The following is a 15,572-nucleotide window of genomic DNA, read 5'->3' on the forward strand; positions in this document are numbered from 1 at the left end:
TCATTTTAATAAGAGTATTTTTTGTGTCCCATGCCACAACCAAGCGGTTTGAACTTAAACAGCTGTTCCATTTGATGTTTCCGATCCTGATTACACAGTTTGCGCAAGCTGGATTAGGTTTAATTGATACCATTATGGCAGGGCATCTGTCTGCCACCGATTTGGCCGCGATTGCCGTGGGTGTTGGTCTATGGATTCCAGTCATGCTGCTCTTTGCAGGAATCATGCTGGCAACAACACCTTTGGTGGCAGAAGCCCGTGGTGCAAGAACCCCTGAAAAAATTCCAACCATTGCCCGCCAGTCTTTATGGGTCGCTGTGATTCTCGGTATTGTAGCGATGTTGATTCTGCAATGTATGCCCATGTTCCTACCGCTCTTTGGTGTGCCTGAAAGCTTAATACCGAAAGCGAGCCTATTCTTACACGCGATTGGCTTTGGTATGCCTGCAGTGATGATGTATGCCGCACTACGCAGTTATTCTGAAGCATTGGGACACCCACGTCCTGTCACAGCCATTAGCTTGATTGCCTTACTGGTCTTGATTCCGCTGAACTTTATCTTTATGTATGGCTTTGGGCCAATTCCTGCACTAGGCAGCGCAGGTTGTGGTTTTGCAACGGCAATCTTGCAATGGTTGATGTTTATCACTTTAGCGATTTATATTTCCAAAGCCAAAGCCTATCAACAGGCGCCGATCTTCACCAAGTGGGAAAAACTTGATCCCGTGTGGATTAAACGCATTTTAAAACTGGGTTTACCGATTGGCCTCGCCGTATTCTTTGAGGTCAGTATTTTCAGTACTGGGGCGATTGTACTGGGTCCGCTCGGTGAAAATGCCATTGCAGCCCATCAGATTGCCATTTCAGTCACCTCACAGCTGTTTATGATTCCGCTGTCCTTAGCCATTGCCTTGACGATTCGTGTTGGCATGTATTATGGCGAACAAAACTGGCATGCGATGCGACAAGTACAAATCGTGGGATTGATCACCGCTACGATCTTTGCTGCCTTCACCATGACCTTGATTGCGCTTGCACGTCCCTATATCGTGGCGATTTACACCACGGATATCGATGTGATTCCAGTGGCGATGTATCTGCTTTGGTTCGCGATGGCTTATCAGCTGATGGATGCTTGGCAAGTCAGTGCCGCAGGTTGTTTACGTGGCATGCAAGACACGCAAGCGCCAATGTGGATTACCTTAATGGCGTATTGGGTGGTAGCCTTCCCGATTGGTTTGTATCTGGCTCGCTATACGGCTTGGGGCGCTGCGGGTGTCTGGCTCGGCCTGATTATCGGTTTAAGCATTGCCTGTGTACTGCTAATCGGCCGTTTATATTTGAACAATAAACGTTTGGCACAGCGTGCCCTCAATACATAAAATTAACTCGCATTGAGCGTTATTGATTCAGGGCAGCATGGATGCTGCTCTTAAACTCATCCTCTCATTCAATACCTCCATTCCCCCCTTTCACAGCATACTTACATCACTTAACATTTTGGTATAGGCAATTTAAGTTTTGTCGCCTATGATCAAAGCATCACGTTGAAACTGGATCACCCGAGGTCAAGTCCATATGGCAAAACATGCAAGCTCTCCCAGTAAGCGTTTTTTAAAACTGGCTGGCATGACCGCAAGTATTGCCAGCAAAAGCGTTGCCAACTCCATTCGTAATCTCACCGCAGATGAAGAACAAAAAAATGCTGCTCGCAGCAAATTGTTCCAAGACATCGGCTTACAAATTGCCGACACCTTAGGTGAGATGAAAGGTGCGGTGATGAAAGTCGGGCAAATTGCTTCGCAATATAAAGACATCTTCCCACCAGAAGTCGCGAAGGCGATTGCCAAACTGCAACGTCAAGCCCCTGCCATGCCTTTTGCTGCAATTCAGCAACAAGTTGAAAAAGAGTTGGGCAAACCGTTAAACCAGATTTTTAGCTCGTTTGAGACTGAACCTTTTGCTGCTGCCTCGATTGGTCAAGTACATCGTGCAGTACTGCCAGACGGTCAGGCTGTGGTGGTGAAAGTGCAATACCCTGGGGTAGATCAAGCCTGTGAAAGTGATTTAAAACAGGTTCGTCTGGCTTTACGTTTAATGGGTGTATTGAAAATTGATAAGAAGCTGCAAGATCAACTGTTTCAAGAAATCCAAGACAGTTTATCTGCCGAACTGAATTATGAAATTGAAGCACAAAACTTAGAAGTCTTTAAAACCTTCCATGAAAAGTTGGATGATCAAATCATCATCCCCACTGTCTATAAAGACTATTCATCGCGTCGGGTACTCACGCTCAGTCTTGAACAGGGTGAATCGATTGAAACCGCCAGCACTTGGTCAGTTGAAACCCGTAATCAAATCGGTCGTCGCCTGATTCGCGCCCTAGGGCAGGAAATGTTTTTCTTGAAACGGTTCCATTGTGACCCACATCCCGGCAATTTTGCGTTCCGTGAAGATGGCAGCGTGATTATTTATGATTATGGCAGCGTTAAAACCCTTTCACCTGAAATCATTCAGCACTTCAAAGCACTGGTCAATGCAGCCCGCCAAGAGGATATTGCTCAGGTTGAAGATCTACTGGTTGAACTGCATTCGATTGCTGAGAAACAAAAATTCCCAACTGAACTGTATACCCAATGGATTGAAATCCTGTTGCGTCCATTAAGCACCCATTATGACTTTGCCAAGAACTCATCGCATCACGATGGCATGCTATTAGTGAAAAAATCCCTGAAATACTGGGATGTGTTTAAGCCTTCTCCCGATACCTTAATGGTCAACCGAACCATTTCAGGACATTACTGGAACCTGATTCACCTCAAAGTGCATGACAATCTCAAGGATTTATTTGAAGAATTGGTCCCGAACTAAATGTCATAACAATGCCAATCAGATGATTGGCATTGTTATTTCATTCATATTCAAACTTTTAACAAATCAAATGGCTTGAGCAAAGTTCCATATCTCATGCTCGCGGATTCATTGTTTACAAATAAATTCCAAAAAAACTTGAAATGAATAAGATTGACGGCATATATTGTTATGTTATAACATTTCTATTAATAATAGGAGTCATTCAAAATGCGTAAAGATATCCACCCTGCTTATCAACAGGTCTTGTTTCACGATACCAATGCCGATGCTTACTTCTTGATTGGTAGTACGCTTCAGACCAAACAAACCAAAGAATATCAAGGTCAGGTCTATCCTTACGTTACCCTTGATATTTCCAGTGCTTCACATCCGTTTTATACAGGTGAAGTTCGTCAAGCCAGCAATGAAGGTCGTGTCGCAAGCTTTAACAAACGCTTTGCACGCTTTAACCGTAAAGCTTAATTTTCATTTAAGTTTCACACATTAGGCTGTAAGCATTAGAAGTCTAAGGCTATCTCTCCTCCACTTAGACTTCTTTTTTTATGCCTCACTTTCAAGAATCCGGCTTGACCTGCCCCACCACCCCAAATTCAATCGGTGTTTTGACATAAAACAAAGAGATTTCTTTGTCATTCAGATAGTTCATTAATTCTGTTGCCTGCTCATCTGTCACTGCAAACTGAATCTGCACAGGTCGATCCGCCAATTCAAAAAAACTAGCCGAATGAAATAAGCCTTGATGATCCACACCTTCCAGTCCAGCGAGCACTGTTGCTCCACGCAAATTCATCTGTTTCGCCACAGCCAACAACCACTCACTCATCTGTTGTCCCTGATAAGCCCGATTTTGTGCCGTATAAAAACTCAGTAAAAATCCATTCATTGTCATCACTCCAAAGCTATGCAGCACTCAGCCATTGATGCAAACTCATGCCCAAAATAGTAAAGATCAGCGAGCCAACCACATGAATCAAAATTGCTGCGCAGGCATACCCCAACTTACCACTTTGTAATAAAGCAATAATCTCGGCAGAAAAGGTCGAAAAGGTGGTTAATGCACCGCAGAAGCCTGTAATCACAAACAGTTTGTAATTTGGACTCAGTGAACTTTGAGAAAAATAAGAAATTGCAAAACCAATAATAAAGCCACCAACAAAGTTAACGGTGACTGTACCTAAAGGAATATTGGGAAAAATTGGATTGAGTTTTAAACCCAAGAACCAACGCAACCATGCGCCGAGTACCGAGCCTAAAGCAATGGAGATTAAAGGATAATACATGGCTTACTCCACACATCGCGCAGGAGATAAAGCGACATTTAACATGGATAGATCAACGTTTTTTTGATTATTTTTCATCAGCGAACTCCAAAATGGGAACAGAGCACGCACAAACCTACGCCCCCTGTTCAGGGTAACGTAGGCATCATTAGCCACAATGGCGGTTTGTAATAGGAGGAATGCCATCTCCTTTGTTCTAAAATAACATAATTTTTAGACAACTCAACCGCTGTTTTTAAGCTTCAAGCAACTGTGTATAAACATAAAGTTATCCACAATTTATGTGGTCTTAAATAAAACTTGCTCACCCAGCACTTCAAAATCCAGTGCAGGAACCACAAAAGCAAAAGCTTCAGCATCATGATCTAAACCGAATTGTTGCAACAATTGAGGAGCCTGTAATGTACGAACCTCAGCGGCTTGAATCTGTTGAAACTGAACTGGCATCTGAATATCCCCTTGCGACATGCGTGTCGGTTGATCCACCCATTCTGCCCATGCATGATCTTGATCAACCAAGAATCGAACTGCTTCGTCCCATGAGGAAAATAGACACTGCCATGCAGCAGGTAACTGTTTTTCACCTTTGATTTGCACATCACTCTTCAAGGAATAATGATCATCAACACTCATTTCAGTATGAATCACTTGTTCATCCCGTTGATGCCGAAACGTCGATGCATATTGTGCTGGCATCACATCACTGGCCAATCGCCCCCCCATCACATATAAGGCTTGATCAACCATGACCTGTTCAAAGATCACGGTCTTGGGCTGTGAGTCATCCAGATAAAAACGCCAGTTACTTTGTTTGGGTGAAGGCATCAGCTGGCGTAATTTCCCCAAGAAACTGAATCCAAAATGCTGATGCTGATACGTCAAAATGGTAAAAATGGTTTTCCCATCTTTTTCCCATAACGGTACGTATTTCGGATAGCGCAGACGTACTTGCTCAACATCAACCAACCAAGACAAATACACCACATTGCTGACCTGACTCTGCAAGCGCAGAAAAGGCAGTCGTCGCATGATCATACGACGGAGTTGCAACAGCAAACCACAACTTAAAATAGGCGCTAAAAGGCGAAATAAAGCGGTGGAAGTTGATAACTTTAAACGATGTCTATTCATTATTATTCAATAGATTAATGTTCTGTTTGAGCATAAACCGCTGAATCAACGACGTCTAGTTCAAATCGCTCCCAGCTTCTATTCTACAGTTTCAATGTTATGATGCTTGCCATTGATTCACTCAACATGGAATTTTTGAAATGGCGCAAAGCGTATTGGCACAACTTAAAGATGGCACAGCAAAATTTGCTGATGTATTGGCATTTATCGAAGCTCGTTATCAACATACCCCAACCGCTTTTCAAAATGGCGCACAATCGAATGCTGCAACCGAAAATCAAGGCAGTGCCAAAGTACTTAGCTTCGCCAAAATTGAAGGCTTGAGTCAAGCGGATACGCTCAGTTTATTTGCGGAGCATTATGCGTCTGTATTGGCAACACCAGAAGCCACCGACCATCAAAATATCCGCCAGTTTATGCAACATGGCTGGGATGGTGTCAAATTTGAAGCTGAAGCACTTACTGCAAAATAAGAAAAAGGAGGTTTAACCTCCTTTTTTTCTTTCATGTTTTAGGATTCAAGGACGCGACAATTTTCGCAAGTCTGTCGTTAAACTATAAAAATCTCCACCCATTTTGCCTACACTCTGAAGTTGCTGCTGATCAATCATTTGACCATTCCACAAATGATCAGCGACATAAATCGATTTCACATCCAGCAAAGCCACAGTACCTCCTGATGGCAGGCTACTGAGTTGAATCACCTCTCTTAACTGACATTCATAACGCACAGGTGCATGCTTCACTGCCAAGGCTGCAACCATATGGCTGGGTTCAGACTCGATCTGTGCAAACTCAAATTCGCTTTGCTCTGGAGGCAATAAAGCACAGGATAAATTCATTTTTTCCAACAAGGCCGTATTGGCGATATGCACCACACATTCTTTGGTTGCAATCAGATTTCTGATGGTGTCTTTATCCTGCCCATTTCTTGGATTGACTTGTGAATACCACAGAATAGGTGGATTACAACTAGCGACATTAAAGAAGGAATATGGAGCGATATTGGCAACGCCATCTGCGGATAACGTACTAATCCATGCGATCGGTCGAGGTGAAACTCCACCGACCAAAAGTCGGTAGATCTCATTGGGCTCTAAATCAGCAGTTTCAAAAATCATCGCAAAAATAAACCCACTTTAAGGACGTTCAGCATATTGCGGTAGATCATCAGCGATGCAATCCCACTCGGCTTTAGAAGCCGCAAAAATATGCATGCTCGGTTTTTGCTGCAAAGGCGTATCCAGAGTCCCGATTCTTAAACGATGTAATTCTGGCTGCGCATCCCGCGAACTGATCAGTGGAGAGCCACATTCGCCACAAAACCAGCGATACACACCCGATGCAGCAAATTTTTTAACCAGATGCTCACCCTGAGTAATTTTAAAATCTGCACTACTGATTGGTGCATTGGTTGCATAAGCCGTACCATTGGCTTTACGACAACGCTGACAATGGCATTGTATGATCTCACCAATTTCACCATGAATTTCATAGTGAATCCCATCACATAAGCAGCTACCACGATATATAGGCGAGATCTGAGTCATTGCACATTCCTTTGATGATTTTTCCACTAAAAATATAGGCTAGATCTCATCCCTATGCAAATTACAAATGGTATTGATTCAGAGCATTTCAATTTACTCCGACAATCTTTTGGATCGCCACCAACTAAATCTTTTGGCTTAAAACATCTTTGGCACGAGCATGATCAATATCCTTTTCCCAATGTGCAATCGCAACCGTTGCCACACAATTTCCAATCAAGTTGGTACACGCACGTACAATTCCAATAAACCAATCCACGGATAACAGCAAAACTAAACCAATGGTTGGAAGGCTCGGAATCACAGATAAGGTTGCCGCTAAAATAACCAATGCTGAACCCGGAATACCATGTGCACCTTTAGAGGTCACTAAAGAAACCAATAAAATGGCGAGTAGATCATGCAGGGATAAATCAATATTGCAGGCTTGTGCAATAAATATCACTCCAAGCGTTAGATAAATAGAAAATCCATCGAGATTAAAAGAATAACCTGTTGGAATGACCAAGCCTACGGTTGATTCCTTGATCCCGAGATTTTTCAATTTTTTCATGATCTGTGGCAGTACCGAATCAGAAGATGCCGTTCCCAATACAATCGACAGTTCTGCTTTAAAATAATTTAGAAATTTGAATATATTTAAACCTGAAATTTTAAGAATTCCACCTAGAACAATCAGCACAAATAGAATACAAGTCACATAAAATAGTAAGACTAAATAGCCCAGTTGCATCAGTGAATCTACTCCAAATTTTGCGGTGGTATAGGCGACTGACCCAAAAACACCGATTGGAGCTAGACGGATAATCAAAGCCATCATTTTAAAAAACACTTCGGAAAAGGCTTCAATTGCCTTGCAAACTAGTTCGGCAAAATGTTTTGGAATCATTAATAACGCGATACCAAACAGAATCGCGATCAATAAAACTTGTAAAATATCGCCACGGGCAAAGGCATCTACAAAGGTTTTTGGAATAATATGTAATAAGAAATCTGCGCCCGAACTCATGCTATGTGCACGTTCGGTATAAACATTTAAATCCTTGCCATCTAGCTTCGTGATATCAATATTCATACCGACACCCGGTTTAAATATATAAGCAATCGCAATTCCCAGAATCAATGCAATAGTCGTCACCACCTCAAAGTATAGAATTGTTTTTGCACCCACTTTTCCCATTTTTTTAAGGTCATTTGCACCATACAATCCAAGTACCACCACGCAGAAAACAATGGGTGCAATCAACATCTTGATCAATGCAATAAAGCCATCCCCTAGAGGCTTTAAAGCCAAAGAAAAATCGTGAAAGCTAATACCAATAATAATGCCAAGAATTAAAGCAAAAATAACTTGAAGAAATAGACTGGACTTAAACTGCTGCCACATTGAACATTCATCAATAACAAGATAAATCTCAACAGTGCAAGAAACTCGCCAACAAATAAAAATAGAGTGATTTAGAACATGAAAAATATATAAATTTAAGTCAATTCTTTTGAAAACATTATCTTATAGGACTGTGCTCTAAGCGTTGATGTACGCCTTCTCCCGCTGCACGCCCAGTTGCGAAACAAGCCGTCAGTAAATATCCCCCTGTTGGTGCATCCCAGTCCAACATTTCACCACAGCAAAAGACATAAGGATTGGACTGCAATTGCAGTTGTGGTGATACAGCACTTTGCTTGACCCCACCAGCACAGCTAATCGCCTCTTCGATTGGACGGAAGCCCTCTAAGGAGATTTGGAGCTGTTTGATTTGCTGTGCCATATGTTTGGCATCCGACCACAAGCTTTTTGCAACAACTTCACGCAACAGATTAATTTTGACTTGATCTAAACCCGCTTTACGCCAAAGATTGGTAAGAGATTGCTTTTTATTGCCCTGTAATTTTTGTTCTAACTGATCAATACTGACATCAGGTAGCAGATCCAGATGTAATTGTAGATTCTGCTGTTGCGACAATTCTGCTCTTAAATCACGACCGAGTTTATAAATCACGCCACTTTCAAAACCGTAATGAGTAATGATGATATCACCATGCGTTTGCTGTTCGGATTGTATCCATGCATTGACTCGCTTCAGTGGCTGACCAAAACACGCCTGCATAAACGGCGACCATGTTTTCAGCACACCGACATTACTGGCTTGAAAAGGCTCAATCTCACCTGAAGCCAGCCATTGCTGCCATGCCCCATCACTGCCTAATTGCGACCATGACACTGCCCCACAGGCCAAAATAATCGCGTCATAGTTTGCGCTAAAACGCTGGATCCGGTTTTCTATCGTGAGTTGGTTATTGGATATATCCACACAACGATGACGGTAATGGAAACGCACACCATCGGTCATTAAGCGTTTTAACCACGCACGAAGTAAGGGTGCAGCTTTCATTTCAATCGGAAAAACCCGACCAGAACTTCCTACATAGGACTCAATACCAAGCCCTTGCATCCAGTTCTGAATCCACTGTGCATCCCATTGCTTCACCCAAGGCCCCAACCATGCAGCATGGTCATAACGTTGTATAAACGTATCGACGGGCTCCGCATGCGAGATATTGAGACCTGTTTTTCCAGCCATCAAGAACTTACGCGCCGCCGAAGGTTTCTGCTCAAATACATCAATTTCATAGTCGTATTGGCTCAATACTTCAGCAGCCATCAAGCCTGCTGGACCAGCACCAATAATCGCAACACGCTTAGACATCAGATTGCTCTTGCGCTTTTTGACCTTGTAAAGGGGCAAAGTCATCAAAGCGCGTTACATAACCTTCTGGTTTGCGGATGATCAACTGTTGGCACAACTCACCGCGCTCTAAATATTTAATTTCAAAATGTGTTCGGGCAGAATCTGCTGCAATTTTTTGCTTTTCGAAGGGCAGTTTCCACAGGGCTATTAATTGCTGTTCCGCTTCATCAATATATTCAGGAATATTGCTTGCCAGTATAATCGTACCATTCGGTTGAAGGCGAGACAGTAGAAACTCGAAGAATGGCATATTCAGCCAGCGCTGTGCTGGGTTATGCGGTTCTGGATTTGGATAGAGAATAAAAAACTGTTGCACTTGCGCAGGGAACAAAGCATGCACTACCCAAGGTAATGCATCAGCATGAATCGGATTTAAATGCTCACGTGGCTCTAATTGGTGCTGCTTCTGCATCGCCAAAAATTTTTCTTTGGTTCGTTCAATTGCATACAACGTGGTGTGCGGATTTTGCCCCGTAAACAACAAGGCGTGCTTGCCTTTTCCTGCCCCAATTTCAACGCAGATCGGCGTATTGGGAATGGCAATAAAATCACGAGGGGCTTGCATACGTTGTGCTTGAAATTGACGAATCGACATAATCTCATCAAACTATCTAGAAATCGGCATAAGTCTAACAACTCACCTTACTTTTGCCTAATCTATTTAGTTTTGTTTTAGGAATTTTCTATGCCACGTACATTTCCCTGCCCGCGTTGCGGTGAAGCCAGTACTTGGGAAGGTAATGCATTTCGTCCTTTCTGCTCAGAGCGCTGTAAATTGATTGATCTCGGTGCTTGGGCCAGTGATGAGTACAAACTGCCCACACAAGATGCGCCACAAGCTGATCTGAAACGGCATGAAGATGATTATGAAGATTAATCATCTTCATGGTTAGTCGTGCCGAAATTAACCCGCTTTGCTTGCCACAAAAGGATTGAATTGCTTTTCATAACCGATAGTGCTCATCGGTCCATGACCTGAGATAAATTGCGTTTCATCTGGCAGGCTAAAGCATTCGCGTTGAATCGAATCTAATAGCTGTTGGTGATTGCCTTTGGGAAAGTCAGTCCGTCCAATCGAGCCTTTAAACAACACATCCCCCGTCCATAACAAGCCATGCTTGGCGTTATAGAACATGACATGGCCTGGAGTATGACCTGGGGCAAAACGAACCTCAAATTCATCCTCACCCAATGTTAAGACTTCACCACCTTCAAGCCATTGATCGACTTTAACGGGCTGTGGAATGGGGAAACCATAACGCGCTGAGACTTCTTGAATCATGTCCAACCAGAATTGGTCTTCTTTATGTGGGCCAATCACTGGGATTTTCCAAGTTTCAGCCAATTCGCCCACAGCTCCAGCATGATCAAGATGTCCATGGGTTAACCAGAGTGCCTTGACCTTGAGACCCAATGCGTCTACTTCTTTTTTCAACACCGCCGCATCACCACCCGCATCAATCAAAATCGCTTCTTTGCTTTCACTGTCCCACAAGATTGAGCAGTTTTGGGCAAACGCAGTAACAGGGACAATTTTGACTTGTAGCATAGAAACCTCTGGCGAAATAAAGCGTCGATTTAACGATGGGCTAAGGTATGAGTGAGTGCATCAAGATTAGCCTGAACCAGACTGGCAAGCAAATCTATATGCGCCTGATCTGCATTCAAGGCAGGAATATAGGCATAGTCACCACCACCTGCATGCTGAAAAATCTCTTTATTTTGCATTGCCAACTCTTCCAGCGTTTCCAGACAATCGGCTGAAAATGCAGGACTAATCACCTGTACGGACTGTACATTTTGCTCACCCCATTGTTGCAATAGTTGGTCAGTGTACGGCTTGACCCACTCTTGCTTCCCAAATCTTGACTGGAAGCTAATCGCCCATTCATCCTCGTTTAGATGTAAAGCCTCTGCCACCAAACGTGCAGTCACACGACAGCGATCGGCATAAGGGTCACCTTTATCCGCATAGGGCTGAGGAATTCCGTGAAATGACATCAATAATTTTTCAGCTTTACCATGCTGTAATTGATAGTTTAATACGCTATCAGCCAAGGCTTGAATGAACATCGGATGCTGATAATAATCTTTAATCAGCGTGATGCCAGGCAAATGGCGTTGCTGGGGAATCCACTTGGCGAATGCATCATATAGCGGTGCAGTTGAGGTTGCAGAATACTGTGGAAATAAGGGCAATAGAATCACATGTTCTTGCGGATTCTTTGCCAACTGATCTAACACGGTATAGATGCTGGGCTGCCCATAGGTCATGGCAGGAACAACCGTAAGCTCAAACTGATGATTTTCTTCTTGTAACCGCTGTTTAATCAGCAGTGTTTGTTCTAGAACAATTTCACGCATTGGCGAGTCATTTGACCAAACCGATGCATAAGCTTCAGCCACACGTTTCGGGCGAAAGGTCAGCACAAATAGATGCAAGATGATCCACCAAAGTAACTTGGGTATCTCAATCACACGAGTATCAGATAAAAATTGCTTTAGAAAGCGTCGCACAGCAGGTACAGAGGCTTCATCGGGCGTACCTAAATTTGCCAGAACCACTGTCACTTTAGGTTTTTGTGTCGCTAACATAGACCGTATCCGCTTTTCATTGAATTCATTCAATTACTTTAGCAGTTTTAGTGCTTTTTTCTAAATTGGATTTAGGGTCTGTTGATATTTCACCTTACGAGCTATAGCTCTCATTGCGACATGAGCCGTATACGGCTCAAGATTTGTTAGACGGTACAAGGCATGGCTTATGAAATTTAGAATTCTAAATGAATAAGGCATAACGTAGTAGCGGCAAAAATATCCCTGTCCCAAAGGGTTATGACTAAAACTGCCCCAAACTTCGTTATGAAACTTGACAAGGGGATCGCCATTGCCTACGTTTCATGCCTTGTCTGTGTGGTTTTAGTCGATAACGCAAGACATGGCTGAAACATCAGCAGCCCCTAGTGCATGGTCTTAAACTGAAAAACCCGATTACTGTCTAGGACATTACTTTCTAGTAATTTCTGCCCTTTCGCCGTTAGTTGCCACAACATCCGCTGACGATCATCTCGTCCAGTCGGCATGATCCATTCATTTTGACGCATCTGCAATTTAATCTCATGCAACGCCCGAATATTGACTTGAGCACGAGAAACCGCATGCGCTCTTGGCATCTCCTTACGTGCATCATCCAGACCTGTTTCATTTAAATATTCATTCATACGCTTAGAAAAATATTCTTCTGGTGTTGGAATCACAAAGGCCGAACCCAAGACATTCAGTAATTGTGCCCATGTCATTTTACGGTGCGGTTTAACTTCTTTGAAATTACCATCCTGATAAGCATGCATGCGATACTCAAAAGAATACAGTTCATGCATCGAGACTTTTGCAACATTGGTCAGTGGATCTGTTTCGCGGTTGCCCAGCTCTGTTTCGAGTTGTTTGACTTTGGCACGCAATGCATCAATTTCATCCCGCAATACCTGCGTATTTTGTGGACGGACCCAACCCACCACAGGATAACGTTCTAACATCTGCGGCATACTGGAGCGCACAGCGAGTTCTAAATCTCTTAATGTACGGTAACAAAAAACTTGATCGACTTCATGTTGAAGTTGCTTTCTAAATTCTTTAAATTTTTCTTTGAGTTCTGCTTTGGGATCATGCAATTTGCTATCACGCGATTCGGGATCTTCATGCATAAATACGATGACAGGCTTCTGTTTGGTCATCGCATAAATGTATTCCAGATGCATATAGCCCACACCTGAAACGGATTGCTCGCCATACTGGCTGCCTAATAGAATCACCACATAGTCACAATCATCAATCTGACGACGTGCAATCGAGGTACTTAAGGGTGTACGTTGCTCTAAACCCCAAGACAGGAATCCCATTCCCACAAGAGTTTGTGCCAAAACCGCTCGCTCTGGTTGCATTTCATTACCAGAGGTGGAAATAAAGACTTGATAACGAGTATCTTGCATAGGCGAAGCCCCAATTCATTTATCAATAATATCAAGTATGCATCTTGATTTTTATTAACAGCTAACCCCAATAAAATCTATAAAAACGGCACGATTTAGTGATTTTCCACCCTAATATCGTCCAGATTTTTAATCTTCCATGTAAATTGCTCAGGGATCAGATGTTGTAAAACTGCTTGCAGCGCTACAGCATTGTTCCCACTGACATAACATTCGATCCGTGTAATATTATGACGCAATTTGTCACATAATAACCCATTTTTAATTAAAATATACGCGGTTTGTCGCGCAACTGCTTGTCCAGAATCAATTAATTTTAATTTTTCATCAAAAACCTGACGAATTGCGTCCTTTAAAAAAGGATAATGGGTACAGCCCAAGACTAAAAAGTCAGCACCTTGTTGAACCACAGGCTGCAAAACTTGCTGCAACACCGTCAAACATGCAGGACTCATCTGTTGTCCTGCTTCAACAAAAGGGACCAATTCCAGATTGGTCACGGTCAGGACTTTAACCCCTGCTGGCTGAGCAAAATTCGCCATGACATCTTTAATCAGTTGCCCACGAAAAGTCGCCGGTGTTGCCAGTACCGCCACTACTTTGGATTGGGTCTGAATCACTGCAGGTTTTAAAGCTGGGACTAAACCAACAATTGGAAAACGCTCGCCATAATGGTCACGCAAATAATCCAAACTAAATGCAGAAGCGGTATTACAGGCAACCACTGCAATTTTGCAGCCTTGACGATACAGCCACTCTATCGCTTGTGCTGTGAGTTGACGGATTTCCTGATCGGAACGTGCGCCATAGGGTACATGTGCAGTATCGGCATAATATAGAATGCGTTCATTGGGTAAATGTCGGGCAATCTCTTGTGCTACCGATAATCCCCCCACACCTGAATCAAAAACGCCTATCGGTGCATCTGCTGATGCATGTGGCATAGGATTGAGTAAAAGAGGCATGGTTTGAACGGCAGTCATATACGCACGGATATTCGGTTATTCACTGGTTTAAGCTTAAACCTCAGGTGCTCAAATGCAAGATCAAATCACCACTTTTTAGTGTTAAAACCGTCTCGCCTTGCGCAGTTTCAGACAAACTGCCGTAGTTGATGAGATGATAAAAACTCTGCCGCTGGATCAAGGCATTGATCCCGAATCGAACATGCACATAGGGCCTTAACTCCCCCTGATATTCGCGCATAAAAATCGGATGCGCTTCATCGACAATAACAACATCCTGATTGCAAGTGGTCAGTTGTAAATAGGTCTTGCCTTCAAGCTCGACCTGATCAACCTGATTGATCAATAAAGGCTCATCTTCAACCTCGATTTCGATCTGCTCAACTGGGGTTTTGAGGTAGAATTTACCATCCTCTTTCCAGAGCACTTTGGTAAACAGGTCCAGAAGCGCTTGGCGTTTAACCAATTGACCTTCGTGCCACCATTCGCCATTGGCTTTTACACGTAGATCCATTTTGCCGCAATGCTTTGGGTGCCATTGCTCTAAAGGGGGAATTGACCTTTTGTGACTTTGCTGTACATCTTTTATGTATTGTGCAATGTCGATTAAGTTTTTATCATCAGAAAACATGATTTTTCCCTGATTTTCTAAAGGGTTTTGTGGAGAATCATTTTCATTTATCATAGTTTATGCCTTGCTGACGAGAAAATATGACCGCTCAGCCAATTGGCGAGATCAAGGTTTAAAACTATACTAGCCCAAACGTTTGCAAGCACATACTATCATTTGTGTTTGGCAATTCAGAACACTCATGGCAGCACCGAATCGCAATATTACGGTTGCCACCCCTAAAAATATGAGGAGTCCTACATGGAACACATCGAACGTGAAGCGATGGAGTTTGACGTAGTGATCGTAGGCGCAGGACCTTCGGGTTTATCTGCTGCGATTAAAATTCGTCAATTAGCGATTGAAAACAACCTGCCTGATCTTTCTGTTTGTGTTGTTGAAAAAGGCTCTGAAGTAGGTGCG

Annotated in this window: 19 protein-coding genes and 1 riboswitch; of the genes, 6 read left to right on the forward strand and 13 right to left on the reverse strand. The window is 43.0% G+C overall.

Translation table 11 applies throughout. The features are described 5' to 3' along the window. Positions 1 to 23: 23 nt before the first annotated feature. The 3 genes from F957_RS05830 to F957_RS05820 all read left to right on the forward strand — a co-directional run bounded on the left by F957_RS05830 (position 24) and on the right by F957_RS05820 (position 3,336). Positions 24 to 1,382, forward strand: a complete 1,359-nt coding sequence (locus F957_RS05830) for an MATE family efflux transporter (protein ID WP_016542388.1) — start codon at positions 24 to 26, stop codon at positions 1,380 to 1,382. Between the two features lie 196 nt (positions 1,383 to 1,578). Beyond that, positions 1,579 to 2,871: an ABC1 kinase family protein gene (locus tag F957_RS05825; RefSeq protein ID WP_016542387.1), complete on the forward strand. Its 1,293-nt coding sequence runs from the start codon at positions 1,579 to 1,581 to the stop codon at positions 2,869 to 2,871. Positions 2,872 to 3,081: 210 nt separating this feature from the next. Continuing rightward, positions 3,082 to 3,336, forward strand: coding sequence for a type B 50S ribosomal protein L31 (locus F957_RS05820; RefSeq protein ID WP_004656092.1), 255 nt, complete (start codon positions 3,082 to 3,084; stop codon positions 3,334 to 3,336). A 91-nt stretch (positions 3,337 to 3,427) separates the two neighbouring features. Here the strand turns inward: F957_RS05820 and F957_RS05815 are convergent, their stop codons facing one another. From F957_RS05815 to F957_RS05805, 3 genes are all read right to left on the reverse strand, one after another. Next, positions 3,428 to 3,757, reverse strand: a complete 330-nt coding sequence (locus F957_RS05815; protein WP_016542386.1) for a DUF190 domain-containing protein — start codon at positions 3,755 to 3,757, stop codon at positions 3,428 to 3,430. A 16-nt stretch (positions 3,758 to 3,773) separates the two neighbouring features. Beyond that, positions 3,774 to 4,154, reverse strand: a complete 381-nt coding sequence (gene crcB / locus F957_RS05810) for a fluoride efflux transporter CrcB (RefSeq protein ID WP_016542385.1) — start codon at positions 4,152 to 4,154, stop codon at positions 3,774 to 3,776. 132 nt (positions 4,155 to 4,286) lie between these two features. Then, positions 4,287 to 4,353, reverse strand: a riboswitch (Fluoride riboswitch). Between the two features lie 80 nt (positions 4,354 to 4,433). Then, a complete protein-coding gene (locus tag F957_RS05805) occupies positions 4,434 to 5,285 on the reverse strand; it encodes a DUF2071 domain-containing protein (protein WP_016542384.1) in 852 nt (283 codons plus the stop codon). A 140-nt stretch (positions 5,286 to 5,425) separates the two neighbouring features. Here F957_RS05805 and F957_RS05800 point away from each other — a divergent pair, with 140 nt between their 5' ends. After that, positions 5,426 to 5,758, forward strand: a complete 333-nt coding sequence (locus F957_RS05800; RefSeq protein WP_016542383.1) for a HopJ type III effector protein — start codon at positions 5,426 to 5,428, stop codon at positions 5,756 to 5,758. A 45-nt stretch (positions 5,759 to 5,803) separates the two neighbouring features. Here the strand turns inward: F957_RS05800 and F957_RS05795 are convergent, their stop codons facing one another. The 5 genes from F957_RS05795 to F957_RS05775 form a co-directional block, all read right to left on the reverse strand. Further along, on the reverse strand, positions 5,804 to 6,406 hold the full coding sequence (locus tag F957_RS05795; protein WP_016542382.1) for a flavin reductase family protein: 603 nt from the start codon (positions 6,404 to 6,406) through the stop codon (positions 5,804 to 5,806). A gap of 18 nt (positions 6,407 to 6,424) precedes the next feature. Next, positions 6,425 to 6,835 carry a GFA family protein gene (locus tag F957_RS05790; RefSeq protein WP_016542381.1) on the reverse strand — a complete coding sequence of 137 codons (411 nt, stop codon included), beginning with the start codon at positions 6,833 to 6,835 and terminating at the stop codon, positions 6,425 to 6,427. 124 nt (positions 6,836 to 6,959) lie between these two features. Continuing rightward, a complete protein-coding gene (dctA, locus tag F957_RS05785) occupies positions 6,960 to 8,222 on the reverse strand; it encodes a C4-dicarboxylate transporter DctA (RefSeq protein ID WP_016542380.1) in 1,263 nt (420 codons plus the stop codon). A 118-nt stretch (positions 8,223 to 8,340) separates the two neighbouring features. Beyond that, on the reverse strand, positions 8,341 to 9,543 hold the full coding sequence (locus tag F957_RS05780; RefSeq protein ID WP_016542379.1) for a TIGR03862 family flavoprotein: 1,203 nt from the start codon (positions 9,541 to 9,543) through the stop codon (positions 8,341 to 8,343). Next, positions 9,536 to 10,180 carry a class I SAM-dependent methyltransferase gene (locus F957_RS05775; protein ID WP_016542378.1) on the reverse strand — a complete coding sequence of 215 codons (645 nt, stop codon included), beginning with the start codon at positions 10,178 to 10,180 and terminating at the stop codon, positions 9,536 to 9,538. Before F957_RS05775 ends, F957_RS05780 begins: the two co-directional genes overlap by 8 nt. Before the next feature lie 90 nt (positions 10,181 to 10,270). On the opposite strand from F957_RS05775, the gene F957_RS05770 reads away from it, so the two are divergent. After that, positions 10,271 to 10,462: a DNA gyrase inhibitor YacG gene (locus tag F957_RS05770; RefSeq protein WP_016542377.1), complete on the forward strand. Its 192-nt coding sequence runs from the start codon at positions 10,271 to 10,273 to the stop codon at positions 10,460 to 10,462. Between the two features lie 27 nt (positions 10,463 to 10,489). Here F957_RS05770 and F957_RS05765 read toward each other — a convergent pair whose 3' ends face one another. From F957_RS05765 to F957_RS05745, 5 genes are all read right to left on the reverse strand, one after another. Beyond that, complete coding sequence (locus F957_RS05765; protein ID WP_016542376.1) at positions 10,490 to 11,134, reverse strand: MBL fold metallo-hydrolase; 645 nt, start codon at positions 11,132 to 11,134, stop codon at positions 10,490 to 10,492. 29 nt (positions 11,135 to 11,163) lie between these two features. Continuing rightward, positions 11,164 to 12,180 (reverse strand): ferrochelatase, encoded by a 1,017-nt coding sequence (gene hemH / locus F957_RS05760; protein ID WP_016542375.1) that lies wholly within the window; start codon positions 12,178 to 12,180, stop codon positions 11,164 to 11,166. A gap of 365 nt (positions 12,181 to 12,545) precedes the next feature. Further along, on the reverse strand, positions 12,546 to 13,574 hold the full coding sequence (locus tag F957_RS05755) for a DUF4062 domain-containing protein (protein ID WP_016542374.1): 1,029 nt from the start codon (positions 13,572 to 13,574) through the stop codon (positions 12,546 to 12,548). Positions 13,575 to 13,669: 95 nt separating this feature from the next. After that, entirely contained in the window at positions 13,670 to 14,557 is an 888-nt protein-coding gene (murI, locus tag F957_RS05750) for a glutamate racemase (protein ID WP_016542373.1), read from the reverse strand. Between the two features lie 43 nt (positions 14,558 to 14,600). Continuing rightward, positions 14,601 to 15,224 carry a DUF1285 domain-containing protein gene (locus F957_RS05745; RefSeq protein WP_016542372.1) on the reverse strand — a complete coding sequence of 208 codons (624 nt, stop codon included), beginning with the start codon at positions 15,222 to 15,224 and terminating at the stop codon, positions 14,601 to 14,603. A gap of 186 nt (positions 15,225 to 15,410) precedes the next feature. Here F957_RS05745 and F957_RS21275 point away from each other — a divergent pair. Continuing rightward, positions 15,411 to 15,572, forward strand: a 162-nt coding sequence (locus F957_RS21275; RefSeq protein ID WP_016660480.1) for an NAD(P)-binding protein, incomplete at its 3' end; no start/stop codon positions are given.

The organism is Acinetobacter gyllenbergii CIP 110306 = MTCC 11365 (genome assembly GCF_000413855.1).
Classification (GTDB): domain Bacteria; phylum Pseudomonadota; class Gammaproteobacteria; order Pseudomonadales; family Moraxellaceae; genus Acinetobacter; species Acinetobacter gyllenbergii.

Bases quoted from the DNA above. Each gene is read 5' to 3' on its own strand.
- F957_RS05765 (WP_016542376.1), bottom strand. From the start codon at position 11,134: ATGCTACAAGTCAAAATTGTCCCTGTTACTGCGTTTGCCCAAAACTGC.
- F957_RS05770 (WP_016542377.1), top strand. From the start codon at position 10,271: ATGCCACGTACATTTCCCTGCCCGCGTTGCGGTGAAGCCAGTACTTGG.
- F957_RS05805 (WP_016542384.1), bottom strand. From the start codon at position 5,285: ATGAATAGACATCGTTTAAAGTTATCAACTTCCACCGCTTTATTTCGC.
- F957_RS05800 (WP_016542383.1), top strand. From the start codon at position 5,426: ATGGCGCAAAGCGTATTGGCACAACTTAAAGATGGCACAGCAAAATTT.
- F957_RS05815 (WP_016542386.1), bottom strand. From the start codon at position 3,757: ATGAATGGATTTTTACTGAGTTTTTATACGGCACAAAATCGGGCTTAT.
- F957_RS05825 (WP_016542387.1), top strand. From the start codon at position 1,579: ATGGCAAAACATGCAAGCTCTCCCAGTAAGCGTTTTTTAAAACTGGCT.
- hemH (WP_016542375.1), bottom strand. From the start codon at position 12,180: ATGTTAGCGACACAAAAACCTAAAGTGACAGTGGTTCTGGCAAATTTA.
- F957_RS05790 (WP_016542381.1), bottom strand. From the start codon at position 6,835: ATGACTCAGATCTCGCCTATATATCGTGGTAGCTGCTTATGTGATGGG.
- F957_RS05795 (WP_016542382.1), bottom strand. From the start codon at position 6,406: ATGATTTTTGAAACTGCTGATTTAGAGCCCAATGAGATCTACCGACTT.
- F957_RS05775 (WP_016542378.1), bottom strand. From the start codon at position 10,180: ATGTCGATTCGTCAATTTCAAGCACAACGTATGCAAGCCCCTCGTGAT.
- F957_RS05755 (WP_016542374.1), bottom strand. From the start codon at position 13,574: ATGCAAGATACTCGTTATCAAGTCTTTATTTCCACCTCTGGTAATGAA.
- dctA (WP_016542380.1), bottom strand. From the start codon at position 8,222: ATGTGGCAGCAGTTTAAGTCCAGTCTATTTCTTCAAGTTATTTTTGCT.
- F957_RS05820 (WP_004656092.1), top strand. From the start codon at position 3,082: ATGCGTAAAGATATCCACCCTGCTTATCAACAGGTCTTGTTTCACGAT.
- F957_RS05745 (WP_016542372.1), bottom strand. From the start codon at position 15,224: ATGATAAATGAAAATGATTCTCCACAAAACCCTTTAGAAAATCAGGGA.
- F957_RS05780 (WP_016542379.1), bottom strand. From the start codon at position 9,543: ATGTCTAAGCGTGTTGCGATTATTGGTGCTGGTCCAGCAGGCTTGATG.
- crcB (WP_016542385.1), bottom strand. From the start codon at position 4,154: ATGTATTATCCTTTAATCTCCATTGCTTTAGGCTCGGTACTCGGCGCA.
- murI (WP_016542373.1), bottom strand. From the start codon at position 14,557: ATGACTGCCGTTCAAACCATGCCTCTTTTACTCAATCCTATGCCACAT.